The sequence below is a fragment of the Staphylococcus caeli genome (assembly GCF_900097965.1).
GTDB classification, from domain to species: domain Bacteria; phylum Bacillota; class Bacilli; order Staphylococcales; family Staphylococcaceae; genus Staphylococcus; species Staphylococcus caeli.
The window spans coordinates 68,219-85,041 of record NZ_FMPG01000003.1 but is presented as its reverse complement, the minus strand read 5'-3'; the positions used below and the strand labels follow the sequence as shown (position 1 = coordinate 85,041).

Sequence of the window (16,823 nt, the reverse complement as noted above, 5' to 3'; positions counted from 1 at the left end):
GTCTATAATATAGTAGAGGAAGGATTGTTTATATGTCTGTATTAGTATTAGGTGGCGCAGGTTATATAGGTAGTCATGCGGTAGATCAGTTGATTAGCAGAGGATATGACGTTATTGTTGTTGACAATTTGGGGACAGGTCACAGAGAAGCAGTGCATAAAGATGCACGTTTTTACGAAGGAGATATTCGCAACAAAACATTCTTAAACCAAGTATTTACAGATGAGTCTATTGAAGGTGTGTTCCATTTCTGTGCTTATTCATTAGTTGGAGAATCAGTTGAAAAGCCATTAGCATACTTTAATAACAATGTTCACGGACTACAAGTATTATTAGAAGTTATGTATGAGCATCAAGTTCAACATATTATTTTCTCTTCTACAGCTGCTGTATATGGAGAACCTGATACAGTGCCAATTACTGAAGATGATTCTAAGACGCCAACGAGTCCTTATGGTGAAAGTAAGTTGATTATGGAAAAAATGATGCACTGGAGTCATAATGCTTATGGTGTAAATTACGCTGCGTTACGCTATTTTAATGTAGCGGGTGCGAAAGAAGATGGCACTATAGGAGAAGACCATAGACCAGAAACGCATTTAGTGCCGATTGTATTACAAGTTGCATTGGGTCAACGAGACGCGTTAACAATATTCGGCGATGATTACGATACTGAAGATGGTTCATGTATTCGAGATTATTTACATGTTGTAGATTTGATTGATGCCCACATTTTAGCGTATCAATATTTACAAAAAGGTGGAGAATCTGGGGCCTTTAATTTAGGAAGTAGCCAAGGATATTCAGTATTTGAAATACTAGAGGCAGCACGAAAAGTTACTGGAAATCCAATTGAGGCAAAGGTAGGACCGAGAAGAGCAGGTGATCCAAGTAAGTTAGTGGCATCAAGCAAAAAGGCACAAACATTATTAGGCTGGAAGCCACAACATGATAATATACATGATATTATCGCTTCTGCTTGGCAATGGCATCACCAACATCCAAATGGTTATCAGGACAATGGAGAGGGGTAACGTATGTTATTAAATCAACACTTAGTACAAGCATATATATCGCAAGCAATTACGTATGGTGATTATGAAAAAGAAGATGCCATGTATATACAAAACCAACTATTGCATATACTAAATGCCAAAGGCATTGATTTATCTAGCGAAGCGCCATTAAACGACAATGCTACTGCTAATGACATTGCACAATATTGGATTAATCAAGCTGTAACTGAACAATCTATAGATGACGCATTATATGTAAAAGAAATTGTCGAAGCACAAATTTTAGATTTAATTACACCTAGACCTTCCACAATTAATCGTAATTTTAAAACAGCGTATGAACAATCACCACAAGCAGCAACAGATTACTTTTATGACATTGCTAAACGTAATCACTATGTTAAAGAAGATGCGATAGCAAATAATATTAACTATGAAGTAGCGACAGAATACGGGGACATGGAAATAACAATTAATTTATCAAAACCTGAAAAAGATGCGAAACAAATTGCAGCTGCAAAAGCAGCACCAGCGACTGACTATCCAAAGTGTGCATTGTGTCTTGAAAATGAGGGCTTTAAAGGTTCGGTTACACAGGCAGCCCGTACAAATCATAGAGTTATACGTTTAGATTTAGGCGGTCAATCATGGGGCTTTCAATACTCACCTTATGCTTATTTCCAAGAACATAGTATTGTCTTGTCAGCAGAACATACACCTATGCAAATCAATAAGCAGACATTTATTAATTTACTTGATTTCATTGAACAGTTTCCACATTATTTCATTGGTTCCAATGCAGATATACCATTAGTGGGAGGTTCTATACTTTCACACAATCATTACCAAAGTGGTAAGCATATCTTCCCGATGGATAATGCAGCAGAAATTGAACATTTTCGAATCGCGGCATTTCCAGATGTTCAAGCAAGTACATTAAATTGGCCGATGAGTGTAATTCGATTAAAAAGTGAAGATCGAGATTTACTTATAAATGCTGCTACGCATGTGATGCATACATGGAATGAATATTCGGATGCAGCAGTTGATATTAAAGCATATAGTGATGATGGTGAATGTCATCATACAATTACACCAATAGCACGATTCAGAGAAGGTAAATACGAATTAGATGTAGTGTTAAGAGATAATCAAACTTCTGAAACCTATCCGGATGGTATTTTTCACCCTCATAAAGATGTACAGCATATAAAAAAAGAAAATATAGGTCTTATCGAGGTCATGGGTACAGCAATATTACCAGGACGATTGAAAGATGAACTGCAACAGGTTAAAGCGTATCTTTTAGGGGAACGAGACATTGATTTAGGTCAACATCAAACATGGGCAGATGAGATGGTACAAGCGCATGAGTTTGATCAGCATAATGTTGATGAAATTGTTGATAAAGCGGTTGGCGATAAATTCAAGCGTGTTTTAGAAGATGCAGGTGTATTTAAAAATACAGAACAAGGGCAACAAGCATTTAAGCGTTTCATAGCTTCGTTATAAATATTTGATGAAATTTTGGTATGAAATAAAAAACTAGAGCAGTATGTGAAGGCAAGTATGGTTATTTGTTTTCACATTTCTGCTCTTTTATTTTTAATTTGACAGGCATATAATGAGGGAAAAGGAGTGACTAATTTGAAATTTAAGCATCTCATTATAGCATTGTTAGTAAGTTGTCTTGTCTTAGCAGGATGTTCAAATGACAATAGCGCTAAAGATAAAAGTTCAAAATCTAAAGATGAAGACACTAAAAAACAAGAATTACAAATTTCAGCAGCGGCAAGTCTAACTGACGTATCTAAAGAATTAGAAAAAGCGTTTTCAGCAGACCATAAAAATGTAGATATTACATTTAATTATGGTGGTTCAGGTGCATTGAGACAACAAATTGAAAAAGGGGCGCCTGTTGATGTTTTCATGTCAGCCAATACCAAAGATGTTGATGGGTTAGTCGATAAAGACAAAGCACACCATACATATGATTATGCGAAAAATACACTCGTACTTATTGGTGAAAAAGATACAAATTATAAAGCTGTATCTGATATCAAACCGAATGATAAATTAGCAATAGGCGAGGCGAAATCTGTACCAGCTGGTAAATACGCGGAACAATATTTAAAAGATAACAACTTATTCGACAAAGTTAAATCGAATTTAGTTTATGCAAAAGATGTTCGTCAAGTGTTGAATTATGTTGAAAAAGGAAATGCACAATTAGGTTATGTGTATAAAACGGATTTGTATCAGTCACAACAAAATGGTGACAGTAAAGTAAAAGAGATTAATACTGCAGCATTGAAAAAGCCAATTATATATAAATCGGCTACGATTTCCGACAAAAAAGTTGCCAAAGAATGGATTGAGTTTTTAAAAACAGATAAAGCTAAAGAAATTTTGAAAAAATATAAATTTGACGCTTAGGAGGATTGACGATGCCTGATATAACACCATTTTGGATTTCACTTAAAGTAGCAAGTATTAGTACGGTTATCGTTGCTTTAGTTGGCATAATCATCTCAAAATGGTTATATCAGCGACGCGGCTTGATAGCAAGGATTCTAGAAAGTATCATTATACTTCCTATTGTGTTACCACCTACAGTTATGGGGTTTATATTATTAATTATTTTTTCGCCACGAAGCTTAATCGGAGAATTTTTTACTAATGTACTTCACTTGCCTGTTGTGTTTACGTTGACTGGAGCGGTCATCGCTTCTGTCATTGTTAGTCTGCCGTTAATGTATCAACATACAGTTCAAGGATTTCGTAGCATCGATCATAAAATGTTGAATACGGCTCGGACAATGGGAGCCAGTGAAAACAAAATATTTTTCAAGCTCATTTTACCTTTAGCAAAACGTTCGATATTATCTGGTATTATGATGAGTTTTGCGCGTGCAATTGGAGAATTTGGTGCGACATTGATGGTTGCAGGTTATATTCCAAATAAAACTAATACATTACCTTTAGAAATCTACTTTTTAGTAGAACAAGGTAAAGAAAACCAAGCATGGCTTTGGGTGCTTGTACTTGTAGCATTTGCGATTACGGTCATTGGGACCATCAATGTATTAAACAGAGATCGTTATCGGGAGGTGGATTGATTGTTGAAAATATATTTATCACACCTTTTGAATAATAATTTATTAGAAGTAAACATCGATGATGATACACCTAAAATCTACGCGATTAAAGGTTCGTCTGGTATTGGGAAAACGACACTGTTAAATATTATTGCTGGCTTGAAGCCAGCAGATAAGGCTTTCGTACAACTTAAAGAACGCATTATTTTGGATTCAGAGCATGAAATTGATGTGAAAATCCAAAAACGCAATATCGGATATTTATTTCAGGATTATCAACTTTTTCCAAATATGGATGTATATCATAATATTACATTTATGGCAGAACCATCTGAACATATTGACAGTTTGATAAAACAACTGAATATCAATCATTTGAAAAAACAATACCCTATCCGATTGTCTGGTGGTGAAGCACAACGCGTTGCATTAGCTAGAACACTCAGTACAAAACCGGATTTAATATTGTTAGATGAACCATTTTCTAGTTTAGATGATGCTACCAAAGAAGAAAGTATGACACTAGTTCGAAGTATTTTTGATGAATGGCAAATACCAATTATATTTGTGACACATTCTAACTACGAAGCTACTTCTTTGGCACACGAAGTTATTCATTTAACGTAGCAGATGAGGATAGAGGATATTAGTCATTGAATAAAAGTGTAATGCTTGTATATAAGCTAAGGTCGGGACATAAAGCAATGTCTCGGCTTTTTCATTGTTTGTAGAAAAATGCGTAACAGTCTATTAATACATTATACTTAAAAATAAAAAATTCATTGTTTAGTTAGTAGGCTTTCATTATAATAGGAGTAATTTTACAGCAAAGGTGGTTGGGCTCTATGGAAATTGAATTTCTAGGAACAGCTGGTGGTATATCTTCATTATATAAAACAGTATCACAACATAAAGATAGTATAGTTAGAACTGGACCTGCGATTTATATTCATGATTTGAAGGTGTTAATTGATACATCAGAGGATATCTTTTATCAATTGAGACGTTCAAAAATTTATGATATAAAAATAGGTTTATATTCTCATTGGCATCCTGATCATACGATGGGGATTAGAGTTTGGGAAACGTTAAATTATGATTTTATTAACTCAACTCCAAATTCTAATAAAACCAAAATCTATCTTACAGAACAACAAAAGTTAGATTTTAAAAAATATTTTGGTCATTGGGATCATTTAAATTATTTAAAGTCACTTGGTGTCATTGAATATGATGTGGTTGCTAATGATGCACAAATAACAGTTGGAAAAACTACAATAGAATATGTTCAGCTGACACAAGCGATTGCTTTTGGTTTTTACATAGTTACACCGACGCAGCGTATATTAATTATTCCGGATGAAATTAAAGATTATACCCCAAGTGATAATATTAAAAATGTAGATATTGCTATTTTGCCTTTTGGGAGTAATGAAGTAAATCCAGTAACAGGAGAACGTATACATGAAGAAGGTATGCTTGAAAGATTAGGAGAGTCACGCTTTGATGAAAGTGTTGCAATCGCACGCGCAATTAATGCGAAACATACTTATTTTACGCATATAGAATCCACAGAAGGTTTAAATGAAACACATGTCGCAATGTTAGAACAACATTTAAGTCAATATGGGCTTAATTGTACTATCGCATATGATGGCTTGAAAATTAAATCTTGAAATTTACTAAGGTGACATTTTGAATTGAATACAAAAACTAAGCCTAAGCAGGTGGTCGTCCATTTGCTTAGGCTTAGTTTATAGCGATTAGTCGGTAATTTGATTTGGAATAGGGAAATAATCAAATATTTCACCTGTATGAATTGCTTCGGACAAACTAGAAAGCCATGCATAATATATTTTTGAGTGGTCAATTTGTTCTAACATTTCTTTAGTTTCTTTAATAACTTCTGGAGATGCATCTTCTGCAGTTAATATAGGTAGTAACAATTTTTCGGCACGTTGTATTGCAACCAGATTAAGTTTAATTTCACGATTCCATTTTTGGGAGAAAAAGTTACCGAAGAAGTTGAAGAAATCTTTTTCTGCAATAAAATGTTGCTTTCTACTGCCACGAATAAACTGTTGTTTTACACCGTCAAATTCTTGTAATTTTTTCACACCAGCGCTCATACTGGGTTTGCTCATTTGAAGTTCAGTTCGCATTTCATCCAAAGTCATACTCTTTTGTTCAAATACCATTGTGCCATACAAGTTGCCCACACTGCGATTCACACCATAGAGATCCATTGTTTCACCTATTGAGTTAATGACGATATCTTTTGCTTGTTCTAACTGTTGTTGATAGTGCTTTAAGTGTGTCATGTGTTCACCTCTAAATCATATTTGATTAATTGTACCACGAACATTATTCAATTGGATATATTTTAATATATAATCATACACTTGTTTATTACTGAACTCGCAACAGTTTGTTTATAAAATATAATTAGGGAAATCGCTAATTTTCAAAATCTTCAATTCAAAACATTGAGTCATCAAGGGGCAAGTTTTATAATAGAAATAATGAAGAAGAGAGAGGGAAATGTGTGTGACACAAGATCGATATTCCAGACAGATGTTATTTAAGCAAATAGGACCAAAGGGACAACAGACCATTGGCCAGGCACACGTGCTTATAGTGGGTATGGGTGCATTAGGTACACACCTCGCAGAAAGTCTAACGCGTTCAGGCATAGGAGCACTCACAATTGTTGATAGAGATTATATTGAATATAGTAATCTTCAGAGACAAACGCTCTTCACTGAAGCAGATGCGAATGCAGCATTACCTAAAGTAGTTGCGGCTGAAAAAATGTTGCGTGCAATTCGTGAAGATATAATATTGCATAGTCATATCGCGCACGTTGATCGAGTATTTCTAGAGGATTGCTGTAAAGATGTCACGCTAATATTAGATGCAACTGATAATTTTGAAACAAGACAATTGTTGAATGATTTTGCATATCAGCAAAAGATACCTTGGGTTTATGGTGGTGTAGTTCAAAGTACGTATATTGAAGCTGCTTTTATTCCTGGTGAAACACCGTGTTTTAACTGTTTAGTACCGCAATTGCCAGTAATGAATATGACCTGTGATACGGTTGGTGTAATTCAACCTGCTGTAACGATGACTACAAGCTTGCAAATGAGAGATACTTTGAAAATAATCACAGGGAATACAGTGCCAACAAAATTAACATATGGTGATTTGTGGGATGACACACATATGAGCTTTGGATTTAGTCGTTTGAAGAGGGATACGTGTCCAACATGTGGTGACCAACCAACCTATCCTTTTTTAAATGAAACAAATAAACAATATGCGAGCTTATGTGGGAGAGATACTGTTCAGTATGTAAATCCTAATATTTCCCAGGAAATGCTCCAAAAATTCTTAGAACAGCATCATATTGTATATAACAGAAATCCATATATATTACAATTTCACTTTAAAGGTTATCGCATCGTAAGTTTTACAAGTGGACGCATGCTTATACATGGTACAACGCGTCCACAAGAAGCAATTCATTTAATAAATCAACTTTTTGGATAAAGGGGGATGGATAAGATGCATACAAATGTTAAGTTAGAAAGAGAGATTCAATGTGCAGTGTTGACAGTATCGGATACAAGAAATTATGAAACAGATAAAGGTGGTAAGTTAGTTATAGAATTACTATCTGATTTGAATGTTTCAATTAGTTCTGAGCATTATTGCATTGTAAAAGATGACCAAGCATTGATTCGCAAACAATTACTACAATGGCTAGATGACGAAATTGATGTAATTATCACTACGGGTGGTACAGGCATCGCGCAAAGAGATGTGACTATCGAAGCTGTTTCATCATTAATTACGAAAGAGATTGAAGGGTTTGGTGAGTTATTTAGATATTTGAGTTATTCAGAAGATGTTGGTTCACGGGCGCTATTATCGAGGGCAATTGCAGGTACTATCGGTGAGCAATTGATTTTTAGTGTGCCGGGTTCAACGGGTGCTGTTAAATTGGCAGTGAACAAGTTAATTAAACCTGAATTAAATCATCTAGTGAATGAAATTACCAAATAGCTGAGCATTATTAAATTAAAAAGGGAGTGGGACAGAAACTTACTTTTCTAAAAAAGTTTCGTTGTCCCACCCCGGCAAGGATGACTAGGATTGAAAAAAGCTTGATATAAGCGCATTTTCAATTCAGTCATCTACTGCCCAATTGGAAAAATAACCTGAGACATCTATTTATGTCCCAGGCTCTTGTATTGCAATTCGAAGAAGCTACTAACTCTATTTTAGCGTTGGTAATCACCTGACTTACCACCTGATTTAGAAACCAAATAGGTTTCACCTATTACCATTCCTTTATCTAGTGCCTTAGTCATATCGTATACAGTCAAGGCAACAGTAGTTGCGGCAGTTAGTGCTTCCATTTCAACACCAGTCTTACCTGTAGTAGTAACGCTAGCTTCAATATTTAAGGTGAACGATTGTTCATTTTCTTGCCAAGTGAATGCTACGTCAATACCTGTAAGCGGTAATGGATGACACATTGGGATAATATCTGAAGTATTTTTAGCTGCCATAATACCTGCGATTTGGGCAGTATTGAGCACATTACCTTTTTTATTTGTATGATCAACAATTTGTTGATATATATCTGGATTTACAGTAATACTTGAGTGCGCGATAGCAGTACGTTTGGTAATATTTTTTTCAGATACATCTACCATCTGTGCATTGCCTTGTGCATTAATATGTGTAAAATCAGTCAAAATATCCCTCCTAATCGTTTTCTAGTATATCACGAAATCCAATCATGTAAGGAGCAGATTTATATGCCAGTAGAGAAAAGAAACCCAATACCAGTAAGTGAAGCAATTGAACGTGTGATTAAACAACAAATTTTCACAAATACTATTGAAGTTTCGTTGGATGAAAGTATTAATCACATTTTAGCAGAAGACGTTGTAGCAACATATGAAATTCCTAGGTTTAATAAATCACCTTACGATGGTTTCGCTATACGTAGTAAAGATACTAAAGGGGCAAATGGACAAAATCGTATTGCCTTTAATGTTATTGATCATATCGGTGCAGGGTCTGTATCTGATAAGATTGTAGGTCCTTTTGAAGCAGTACGTATTATGACTGGAGCGGCCATGCCAGAAGGGACAGATGCAGTTGTAATGTTAGAACAAACGACGGAACAACAGCAAAGTTTCACAATTAGAAAGTCATTTGAACCTAATGAAAATGTATCTTTAAAAGGTGAAGAAACTGAAGTGGGAGATGTCGTGTTACGTAAAGGCCAATTTATTAATGCTGGTACCATTGCGGTATTAGCGACTTATGGCTATGCAAAAGTTAAGGTCACACAAAAACCTACGATAGGTGTTATTGCAACTGGTAGCGAACTCTTAGATGTGTCGGATGAATTAGAACCTGGTAAGATTAGAAATTCTAATGGTCCCATGATAACTGCACTTTCCAAAAAATTAGACTTAACTGCTGTAGCATATCAAATACAAAAAGATGACTTAGAGAGCAGTATCCAAGTTGTAAAAGAAGCTATGAGCCGACATGATATTGTCATTACAACAGGTGGCGTGTCGGTTGGAGATTTTGACTATTTACCACAAATTTATGAGGCGCTAAATGCAGAAGTATTATTCAATAAAATTGCCATGCGTCCTGGAAGTGTTACTACAGTAGCTGTTGCAGATGGCAAATATTTATTTGGTTTATCAGGTAATCCATCGGCTTGCTATACCGGTTTCGAATTATATGTTAAACCAGCTGTTCTACACATGATGGGAGCAAATGCGATATATCCACAAATTGTACAGGCAACGTTGATGGAAGATTTCAAAAAAGCAAATCCATTCACAAGGTTTATCAGAGCTAAAGTAACATTTAACAGTAAAGGTATGACCGTTGTTCCTTCAGGTTTTAATAAATCCGGCGCTGTTGTCGCTATTGCGCACAGTAACGCCATGATAATGCTGCCAGGTGGTACAAGAGGATTCGAAAAAGGACATACAGTCAATGTCATATTAACGGAATCCCAAGCATTCGAAATGGATTGCATCATATGATACTACAAATTGTAGGTTTTAAAAATTCTGGAAAAACAACTTTGATGGCACATACGATAAAAATATTGAAATCTCATCAACTGACAGTTGCAACTATTAAACATCATGGGTCACATCAAAATGAAGAAGCAGAAATGGACATCACGTTACAAGCTGATGATGTTGACCATATGAAGCATTTTAATGCGGGAGCAGATCAAAGTATTGTTCAAGGTGAGTCATTTCAACAAACTGTAACGCGAAAAGAAAATCAAAGTCTTGATAAAATCATCAGTGAATCTGTTACAATAAACACTAACATTATTTTGATAGAAGGATTTAAATCAGCCTCATATGATAAAGTCGTGGTATATAAAGATGAGCAGGAATTACAACTTTTGCGAAACCTGTCTAACATTAAATATTGTATTAATATGAATGGAATGAGTGCTTTAACCGCATACGATCAATGGTTAGAACATTATTTTAATATAAAAGGAATGCATTAAATGAAACAGTTTGAAGTGACACATGCCCCTATACAAACAGAGCAATATCGAGAGTATGTCCTTGACTCACATCAAGGCGCAGTTGTAGTGTTTACGGGTCATGTTAGGGAATGGACAAAAGGTATTAAAACGGAATACTTGGAATACGAAGCTTATGTTCCTATGGCAGAAAAAAAGCTAGCACAAATTGGTGATGAAATTACACAACGTTGGCCAGGTACACATGTGGCAATAGTTCATAGAATCGGACCACTTAATATTTCAGATATTGCAGTACTCATCAGTGTGTCATCGCCACATCGTAAAGATGCATATCAAGCAAATGAATATGCAATAGAGCGGATTAAAGAAATTGTACCTATCTGGAAAAAAGAGATATGGGAAGATGGTGCGAAATGGCAAGGACATCAACACGGTAGTCATAAAGACGCGATTGAGGAGGAATCATAGCCATGAAAGTGTTATATTTTGCAGAGTTAAAAGAAATTTTAAATGTGCAATCAGAAGAAATTAATATAAATTCAGAAATAACTGTAGATGCATTTAAGCAAACTTTAGTTGAACGTTATCCTCAAATTGCGGAAAAACAATTCCAAATTGCAGTAAATGAAGAGTTTGTTCAAAGTGATGCTATCATTCAACCAAATGACATCGTGGCATTGATTCCACCAGTTAGCGGAGGGTAAATAAAGACATGAAAGCAATTATACTTGCCGGAGGTCAGTCAGAACGATTTGGCGAACCAAAGGCTTTTGCAACAATAAATGCGCAACCATTTTATAAACGTATTATTGATGTATTAGAAGCTACAAATATGTTTAATCAAATTATTATTAGTACAAATGAAACATTGGCTTCGCAATTCGAGCATGATGATGTCGTTGTCGATGATTCAAAAAACAAGGATAAAGGACCTTTGGCTGGGATTGGTTCGGTAATACAACGCTATGAAAGCGAAGAGTTGTTCTTTGTTATTTCAGTTGATACGCCTATGATTACACAAAAAGCAATTAGTAAATTATATCAATTTATGGTAGAACATCTGATTGAAGACCAATTAGATATTGCAGGATTCAAAGAAGATGGAAGAGCTATACCTACAATTGCATTTTATAGCCCGCATACGTTAACGTATATCCAAGATGCATTGGCTTCTGGAGATTATAGTTTAAGAAGGGTTTATCGCCAGGTTCAAAGTGATTGGCTAGATGTAGCTGCGATTGACTCTCCAGATTACTGGTATAAAAATATAAATTATCAACAAGATTTGGACTCTTTACAACAAGATATATTAAATAGATAAGGAGGCCATTAAATGGTAGAACAAATAACTGATAAACTCGGCCGTCCGATTCGTGATTTAAGATTGTCAGTTACAGATCGTTGCAATTTTCGTTGTGATTATTGCATGCCGAAAGAAATATTTGGTGATGACTTTGTTTTCTTACCTAAAAACGAATTACTGACATTTGATGAAATGGTTCGTATTTCGAAGGTTTACACACAATTAGGTGTAAAAAAAATAAGAATAACAGGTGGCGAACCATTATTAAGACGTGATTTAGACCAATTGATTTATGCTTTGACTCAAGTAGAAGGTATTGAAGATATTGGTCTTACTACGAATGGCTTGCTATTAAAAAAACATGGACAGAAACTTTATGATGCTGGGCTAAGACGAATTAATGTTAGTTTGGATGCGATAGATGATGCAGTTTTTCAAGCAATTAATAACAGAAATATAAAAGCATCTACAATTTTGCAACAAATAGATTATGCTGTAAGTATAGGTTTTCATGTTAAAGTAAATGTTGTTGTTCAAAAAGGGGTCAATGATGATCAAATTATTCCTATGGTCCAATATTTTAAAGATAAAGATATAGAAATTAGATTCATAGAATTTATGGATGTTGGTAACGATAATGGTTGGGATTTTAGCAAAGTGGTTTCCAAAGATGAGATGTTAGCAGTGATTGAGGGACATTTCGATATTGAACCAGTTGCACCTAAGTATTATGGTGAAGTCGCAAAGTATTATGAACATAGTGATAATCAAGCACGTTTTGGACTTATTACAAGTGTGTCACAATCATTTTGTTCGACGTGTACGCGTGCGCGCTTATCATCAGATGGTAAATTTTATGGCTGCTTATTCAGTACCATTGATGGCTTTGATGTAAAAGCATTTATGAGAAATGGTGCTACAGACGAAGAGTTATTTGAACAATTTAAAGCGTTGTGGCAAATACGAGATGACCGTTATTCTGATGAACGTACGGAACAAACGGTTGCGAATAGAAAACGCAAAAAGATTAACATGAATTACATTGGCGGTTAAACTACATGTTAGTTAATAGCGATACTAATGGAGAAGAGGTTGAGACATTATTTGTCTTAGCCTTATTTTTTTTGGTTTTAAATATGCTATGCACACGTACTATCATTGTTGAGCGCTTTTTATTTTGCAAAATAATAATTTAAATAAAAGTTGTTAATTTAAACTTAAAGATGCTTAGTAATACAATTTTTTTGAGATGTTCATTTGAGATTATATTAAAATTAATCAATAGAAGATATTATTTATCTGTTTCAATAAAAATAATAGATTAAATGAAGAAAGTGTTATATAATATTTTCGAAGCTTATTCATTAAATAAAGCCATGAAAATCAACTAGAGTAGTCAATAAGGAGGCCGTTATTATGGAAAGTAAAGTATCATATTTTATAACTTCTGAGAGAGCATTGAGCCAGTTAAAACATTGGTTGAAATCAGTGCATCATTTATCAATAGAAGAATTTGTTGTGTTGTATAAAGTATATGAAGCTAAGAAAATTAGTGGCAAAGAGTTACGAGATACCCTTCACTTTGAAATGTTATGGGATACAAGTAAAATTGATGTCATTATTAGAAAGATTTATAAAAAAGAATTAATATCTAAAGTTCGTTCAGAAACAGACGAAAGACAAGTCTTTTACTATTATAATGAAGTACAAGTGAAACTGATTGACGATATTATTAAAGAAATTGAAAAAATTCAAATTACGCAATAGTCAATAAAATAAGTAGTTAACCAAAAGAGCGATCCCCATAAATTGATATTATGGGGATCGCTCTTGTTATAATATTTAATTTTATCTGTAAATAATTATACGGATGGTTTTACTTTTCTACCATGAACGAAATAATAGATAATGCCAGTAACTAACGCAACGACGGCCATAATTGCATATAATTGAGCGTAACTTACCGCTGAAGTAAAGAATCCTAATACATATGGACCAAATCCAAGGCCAAGATCAAGGCCAATGAAATAAGTTGAAGTAGCAATACCATATTTAGCAGGTGGAGACACTTTGATAGCAATTGCTTGCATACTAGATGAAAGATTTCCATAACCTGCACCAAGCAGTAATCCTGCTACTATTAAGAGTAGCGCATTATTAGTAATGCTAAGTGTAAGAAACGTAAGAATTAAGCAGATAAATGCTGGATAAACTACAATATTTTCATTTTTCAAATCCATAAGTCGTCCTGCTACGGGACGTGTAAGTAATGATGCGATAGCATAAAAGATAAAGAAATAACTTGAAATCGTTACGAGATTAATTTCTTTAGCGAAAAATTGTAGAAATGTCAGTATAGATGAATACGTTAAACCAGAAATTAACATGATGACTGCTACTGGTACAGCTTCTTTAGCAATATAGTTATTAATATTGAAACGTTTTGATTTAGTTTTAGCAACATCTTGTTGTTCATTAGATTCCAATTCGAATTGTAGGTTAACGAAAAATGAGATGATGAAACTGATGATGCCGCAAACTAAACATAACGTGAATAATAGTGTGATTGGGAACAGGTTGATGAGTAATAACCCAAAGAAGGGGCCAATTGCGGCACCAATTACTAAACTAAGTGAGAATAAACTAATACCTTCGCTTTTTCTATCATTCGGTGTGACGTAGGCAGCAATCGTACCAGTTGCTGTAGTAGTAATACCAGTGGCAATACCATTGATAAGTCGAGTAAACATTAAAAAGGCTAATGATCCTTCAATAAAATATAATAATTGCGTAATCAATAAAAAACTTAAGCCAATTAACAATATGCGTTTCGGACCAATTTTATTAACGTACTTTCCAGTAGTAAAACGTCCGATTAAGGAACCAATTATAAAAAGACCAGTGACTAAACCAGCAACACTATCAGAAGCGTTATATTCTGATTTGGTATAACTCGCAATAATTACAATGAGTAAATACATACAAAGGTATATTAAAAAATTTGTTATAAAATTAATATTAAAACTTTTAGTCCATATAGGTGATTTTATTGGTGTAGATGCGTGCATATTACAATTCCTCCATTTTAGTGATTTGAGCATGGATTTTTTGCACAATTTCAATCGTCTGATTGAGTTCATCTTCAGTTAAATCAGTATTTTTAATGATTTGTGTCTGAACTTCGCTCACACGTTGATTAATCGCATCAAAGTGTTTTTGACCTTCTTCAGAAAATGATAACAACTTTTCACGTTTATCCTTGCCTTGCTCAATTTTGAGTAATGATTTCTCAGAAAGTGCTTTTAAAATTTTACGTGTAGTAGGTTTTTCGATAGCACGACGTTTTGAAATTTGAACAAGTGTTGTAGGCGCATTTTGTGAGATATCTTTTAATACCAACCATTGCGCAGGAAAAATATCAAATTCTTCAAAGACAGGTTGAAATAATTTCGTATAAGGGCGATAAATAGCTGTAAGATGATTAAATATACTTTGTGCGTCCATGACAGCCTCCATTTATAGTTAGCCTTGCTAACTTATTTGGTAACGAATAATATTGTAAACCTTTTACATATAGAAAGCAATAGTGATTTTCAAAAAGAATTTCCAAACAGAATCTGTATTTGGGTTAATAGGTGTATGTGCTTCGTATTTAAGATAATCATCCATGTGGAACAGTTATGAGAAGTAAAGTTGTGTGTGATTTGTTATTATGAGAGAAAAGGTAAAGTGAGGGGAGACCGGCAATGCAAAATTTGAAGCTAGACCATTTGATTCATTATGTGCAACAGCTGGATAATTTTAAATATCCAGGGCATTTATTTACATTGAATCAGGGTGGTCAACATGAAAGACTTGGAACATTCAATAAATTAGCATATATCAACAATGCTTATATTGAATTATTGGATGTCTATAAACCAGATGTATTGCAAAAAATAGTGAAAACAGATGAAGGCCGAGTATCATTCCCTTCAAAAATCGTGCAGGATCAATACAGTCAAGGTATGAAGACGATGGCGTTTGGCACAACTGATATTGAACAGCTGAAAATTGAATTAGAAGCAAAGGGTGTAGATGTGATTGGTCCCGTCCATATGCATAGAGAAAATGTTAAAGGTGATAAGACATCTTGGAAATTACTTTATATTGCTGATCCTGATTACAGAGTAAAACCACCTTTCTTTATTCAATGGAATGAACATGAGGATGTTAGAGAGAAAAAAATAGCGCCTATCCGTCAAAATGAATTCAGGATTAAATCTATTGATATCAATAGTACGGAACGTGCGCATACAGTTCGCAAGTGGCAAAGATGGTTTGATATGGAATTAGTAAGTGAATCTGATAAAACTACCACTTTGAAACTGAAAAATGATGATATTTTATTTAAGATTAGCGATGGCAACTATTCAGGGTATAAAACAGTCACACTTCAAGATAGTAAGACTACGTCACCTTATACGTTGATTATCCGTGGCTTGAGTTACCGATTTGAAGCGGACTAATAAATATAACTATAAGCACTGTGCGCGATAATGAATATGTGTATCAAAGCAATAATAAGTGTTAAAATAGTCAAATAGGTAGAAATTTTTTGTGTCCGCAATAATAGCAAATAAACAGTTATTATAAATGTAAATGCGGCTAATATAATTCTTAAACTTAAGTAGGATATGGTCAACGGCTCGTTCAATGCTTGTATTATGAATACAATATTAACGACTGCCAATAACCCAATAATAATAATACGCATGTCTATACCTCATTTCTTAATCTATAATTAGTATATCAAACGTGTTACTTATATGTGAAAGATTGAGCGTAGCTATGTATAATATCAAAGT

Annotated in this window: 20 protein-coding genes; 16 read left to right on the top strand and 4 right to left on the bottom strand. The window is 34.3% G+C overall.

Annotated elements, in window-relative coordinates; all coding sequences use genetic code 11:
• Positions 1–32 precede the first annotated feature (32 nt).
• From galE to BJS11_RS05280, 6 genes are all read left to right on the top strand, one after another.
• Positions 33–1,034 carry a UDP-glucose 4-epimerase GalE gene (gene galE, locus BJS11_RS05305; protein ID WP_069995216.1) on the top strand — a complete coding sequence of 334 codons (1,002 nt, stop codon included), beginning with the start codon at positions 33–35 and terminating at the stop codon, positions 1,032–1,034.
• Positions 1,035–1,037: 3 nt separating this feature from the next.
• Entirely contained in the window at positions 1,038–2,528 is a 1,491-nt protein-coding gene (galT, locus tag BJS11_RS05300) for a UDP-glucose--hexose-1-phosphate uridylyltransferase (protein ID WP_069995217.1), read from the top strand.
• 135 nt (positions 2,529–2,663) lie between these two features.
• Positions 2,664–3,452 (top strand): molybdate ABC transporter substrate-binding protein, encoded by a 789-nt coding sequence (gene modA, locus BJS11_RS05295; protein ID WP_069995218.1) that lies wholly within the window; start codon positions 2,664–2,666, stop codon positions 3,450–3,452.
• Positions 3,453–3,463: 11 nt separating this feature from the next.
• Complete coding sequence (modB, locus tag BJS11_RS05290; RefSeq protein ID WP_069995219.1) at positions 3,464–4,135, top strand: molybdate ABC transporter permease subunit; 672 nt, start codon at positions 3,464–3,466, stop codon at positions 4,133–4,135.
• The gene (locus tag BJS11_RS05285; protein WP_069995220.1) at positions 4,136–4,741 is read left to right on the top strand and encodes an ATP-binding cassette domain-containing protein; all 606 of its coding nucleotides are present in this window, start codon (positions 4,136–4,138) and stop codon (positions 4,739–4,741) included. It abuts the gene before it with no gap.
• Positions 4,742–4,959: 218 nt separating this feature from the next.
• Entirely contained in the window at positions 4,960–5,790 is an 831-nt protein-coding gene (locus BJS11_RS05280; protein ID WP_069995221.1) for an MBL fold metallo-hydrolase, read from the top strand.
• Positions 5,791–5,877: 87 nt separating this feature from the next.
• Here the strand turns inward: BJS11_RS05280 and cudC are convergent, their stop codons facing one another.
• Positions 5,878–6,435, bottom strand: a complete 558-nt coding sequence (gene cudC, locus BJS11_RS05275; RefSeq protein WP_069995222.1) for a choline uptake/conversion transcriptional regulator CudC — start codon at positions 6,433–6,435, stop codon at positions 5,878–5,880.
• Between the two features lie 226 nt (positions 6,436–6,661).
• On the opposite strand from cudC, the gene BJS11_RS05270 reads away from it, so the two are divergent.
• Both BJS11_RS05270 and BJS11_RS05265 read left to right on the top strand, forming a co-directional pair.
• The gene (locus BJS11_RS05270) at positions 6,662–7,666 is read left to right on the top strand and encodes a ThiF family adenylyltransferase (protein ID WP_069995300.1); all 1,005 of its coding nucleotides are present in this window, start codon (positions 6,662–6,664) and stop codon (positions 7,664–7,666) included.
• Positions 7,667–7,681: 15 nt separating this feature from the next.
• On the top strand, positions 7,682–8,182 hold the full coding sequence (locus BJS11_RS05265) for a MogA/MoaB family molybdenum cofactor biosynthesis protein (protein WP_069995223.1): 501 nt from the start codon (positions 7,682–7,684) through the stop codon (positions 8,180–8,182).
• Positions 8,183–8,400: 218 nt separating this feature from the next.
• Here the strand turns inward: BJS11_RS05265 and moaC are convergent, their stop codons facing one another.
• A complete protein-coding gene (gene moaC, locus BJS11_RS05260; protein WP_069995224.1) occupies positions 8,401–8,880 on the bottom strand; it encodes a cyclic pyranopterin monophosphate synthase MoaC in 480 nt (159 codons plus the stop codon).
• Positions 8,881–8,943: 63 nt separating this feature from the next.
• Here moaC and BJS11_RS05255 point away from each other — a divergent pair, with 63 nt between their 5' ends.
• The 7 genes from BJS11_RS05255 (at position 8,944) to BJS11_RS05225 (ending at position 13,743) form a co-directional block, all read left to right on the top strand.
• A complete protein-coding gene (locus BJS11_RS05255; RefSeq protein WP_069995225.1) occupies positions 8,944–10,203 on the top strand; it encodes a molybdopterin molybdotransferase MoeA in 1,260 nt (419 codons plus the stop codon).
• Complete coding sequence (mobB, locus tag BJS11_RS05250; protein ID WP_069995226.1) at positions 10,200–10,691, top strand: molybdopterin-guanine dinucleotide biosynthesis protein B; 492 nt, start codon at positions 10,200–10,202, stop codon at positions 10,689–10,691. Before BJS11_RS05255 ends, mobB begins: the two co-directional genes overlap by 4 nt.
• A complete protein-coding gene (locus BJS11_RS05245; protein WP_069995227.1) occupies positions 10,692–11,141 on the top strand; it encodes a molybdenum cofactor biosynthesis protein MoaE in 450 nt (149 codons plus the stop codon). It begins immediately after the preceding gene.
• Positions 11,142–11,143: 2 nt separating this feature from the next.
• Positions 11,144–11,377 (top strand): molybdopterin converting factor subunit 1, encoded by a 234-nt coding sequence (gene moaD, locus BJS11_RS05240; RefSeq protein ID WP_069995228.1) that lies wholly within the window; start codon positions 11,144–11,146, stop codon positions 11,375–11,377.
• A gap of 8 nt (positions 11,378–11,385) precedes the next feature.
• The gene (mobA, locus tag BJS11_RS05235; RefSeq protein WP_069995229.1) at positions 11,386–11,994 is read left to right on the top strand and encodes a molybdenum cofactor guanylyltransferase MobA; all 609 of its coding nucleotides are present in this window, start codon (positions 11,386–11,388) and stop codon (positions 11,992–11,994) included.
• Positions 11,995–12,006: 12 nt separating this feature from the next.
• A complete protein-coding gene (gene moaA / locus BJS11_RS05230) occupies positions 12,007–13,029 on the top strand; it encodes a GTP 3',8-cyclase MoaA (protein WP_069995230.1) in 1,023 nt (340 codons plus the stop codon).
• Positions 13,030–13,392: 363 nt separating this feature from the next.
• Positions 13,393–13,743, top strand: coding sequence for a transcriptional regulator, SarA/Rot family (locus BJS11_RS05225; RefSeq protein ID WP_069995231.1), 351 nt, complete (start codon positions 13,393–13,395; stop codon positions 13,741–13,743).
• Between the two features lie 95 nt (positions 13,744–13,838).
• Here BJS11_RS05225 and BJS11_RS05220 read toward each other — a convergent pair whose 3' ends face one another.
• Both BJS11_RS05220 and BJS11_RS05215 read right to left on the bottom strand, forming a co-directional pair.
• Complete coding sequence (locus BJS11_RS05220; RefSeq protein ID WP_069995232.1) at positions 13,839–15,044, bottom strand: MFS transporter; 1,206 nt, start codon at positions 15,042–15,044, stop codon at positions 13,839–13,841.
• A 1-nt stretch (position 15,045) separates the two neighbouring features.
• Positions 15,046–15,480 (bottom strand): MarR family winged helix-turn-helix transcriptional regulator, encoded by a 435-nt coding sequence (locus BJS11_RS05215; RefSeq protein ID WP_069995233.1) that lies wholly within the window; start codon positions 15,478–15,480, stop codon positions 15,046–15,048.
• A gap of 242 nt (positions 15,481–15,722) precedes the next feature.
• Between BJS11_RS05215 and BJS11_RS05210 the strand changes: the two genes are divergently transcribed.
• Positions 15,723–16,484, top strand: a complete 762-nt coding sequence (locus BJS11_RS05210; protein WP_069995234.1) for a VOC family protein — start codon at positions 15,723–15,725, stop codon at positions 16,482–16,484.
• The last annotated feature ends 339 nt before the right edge of the window (positions 16,485–16,823 follow it).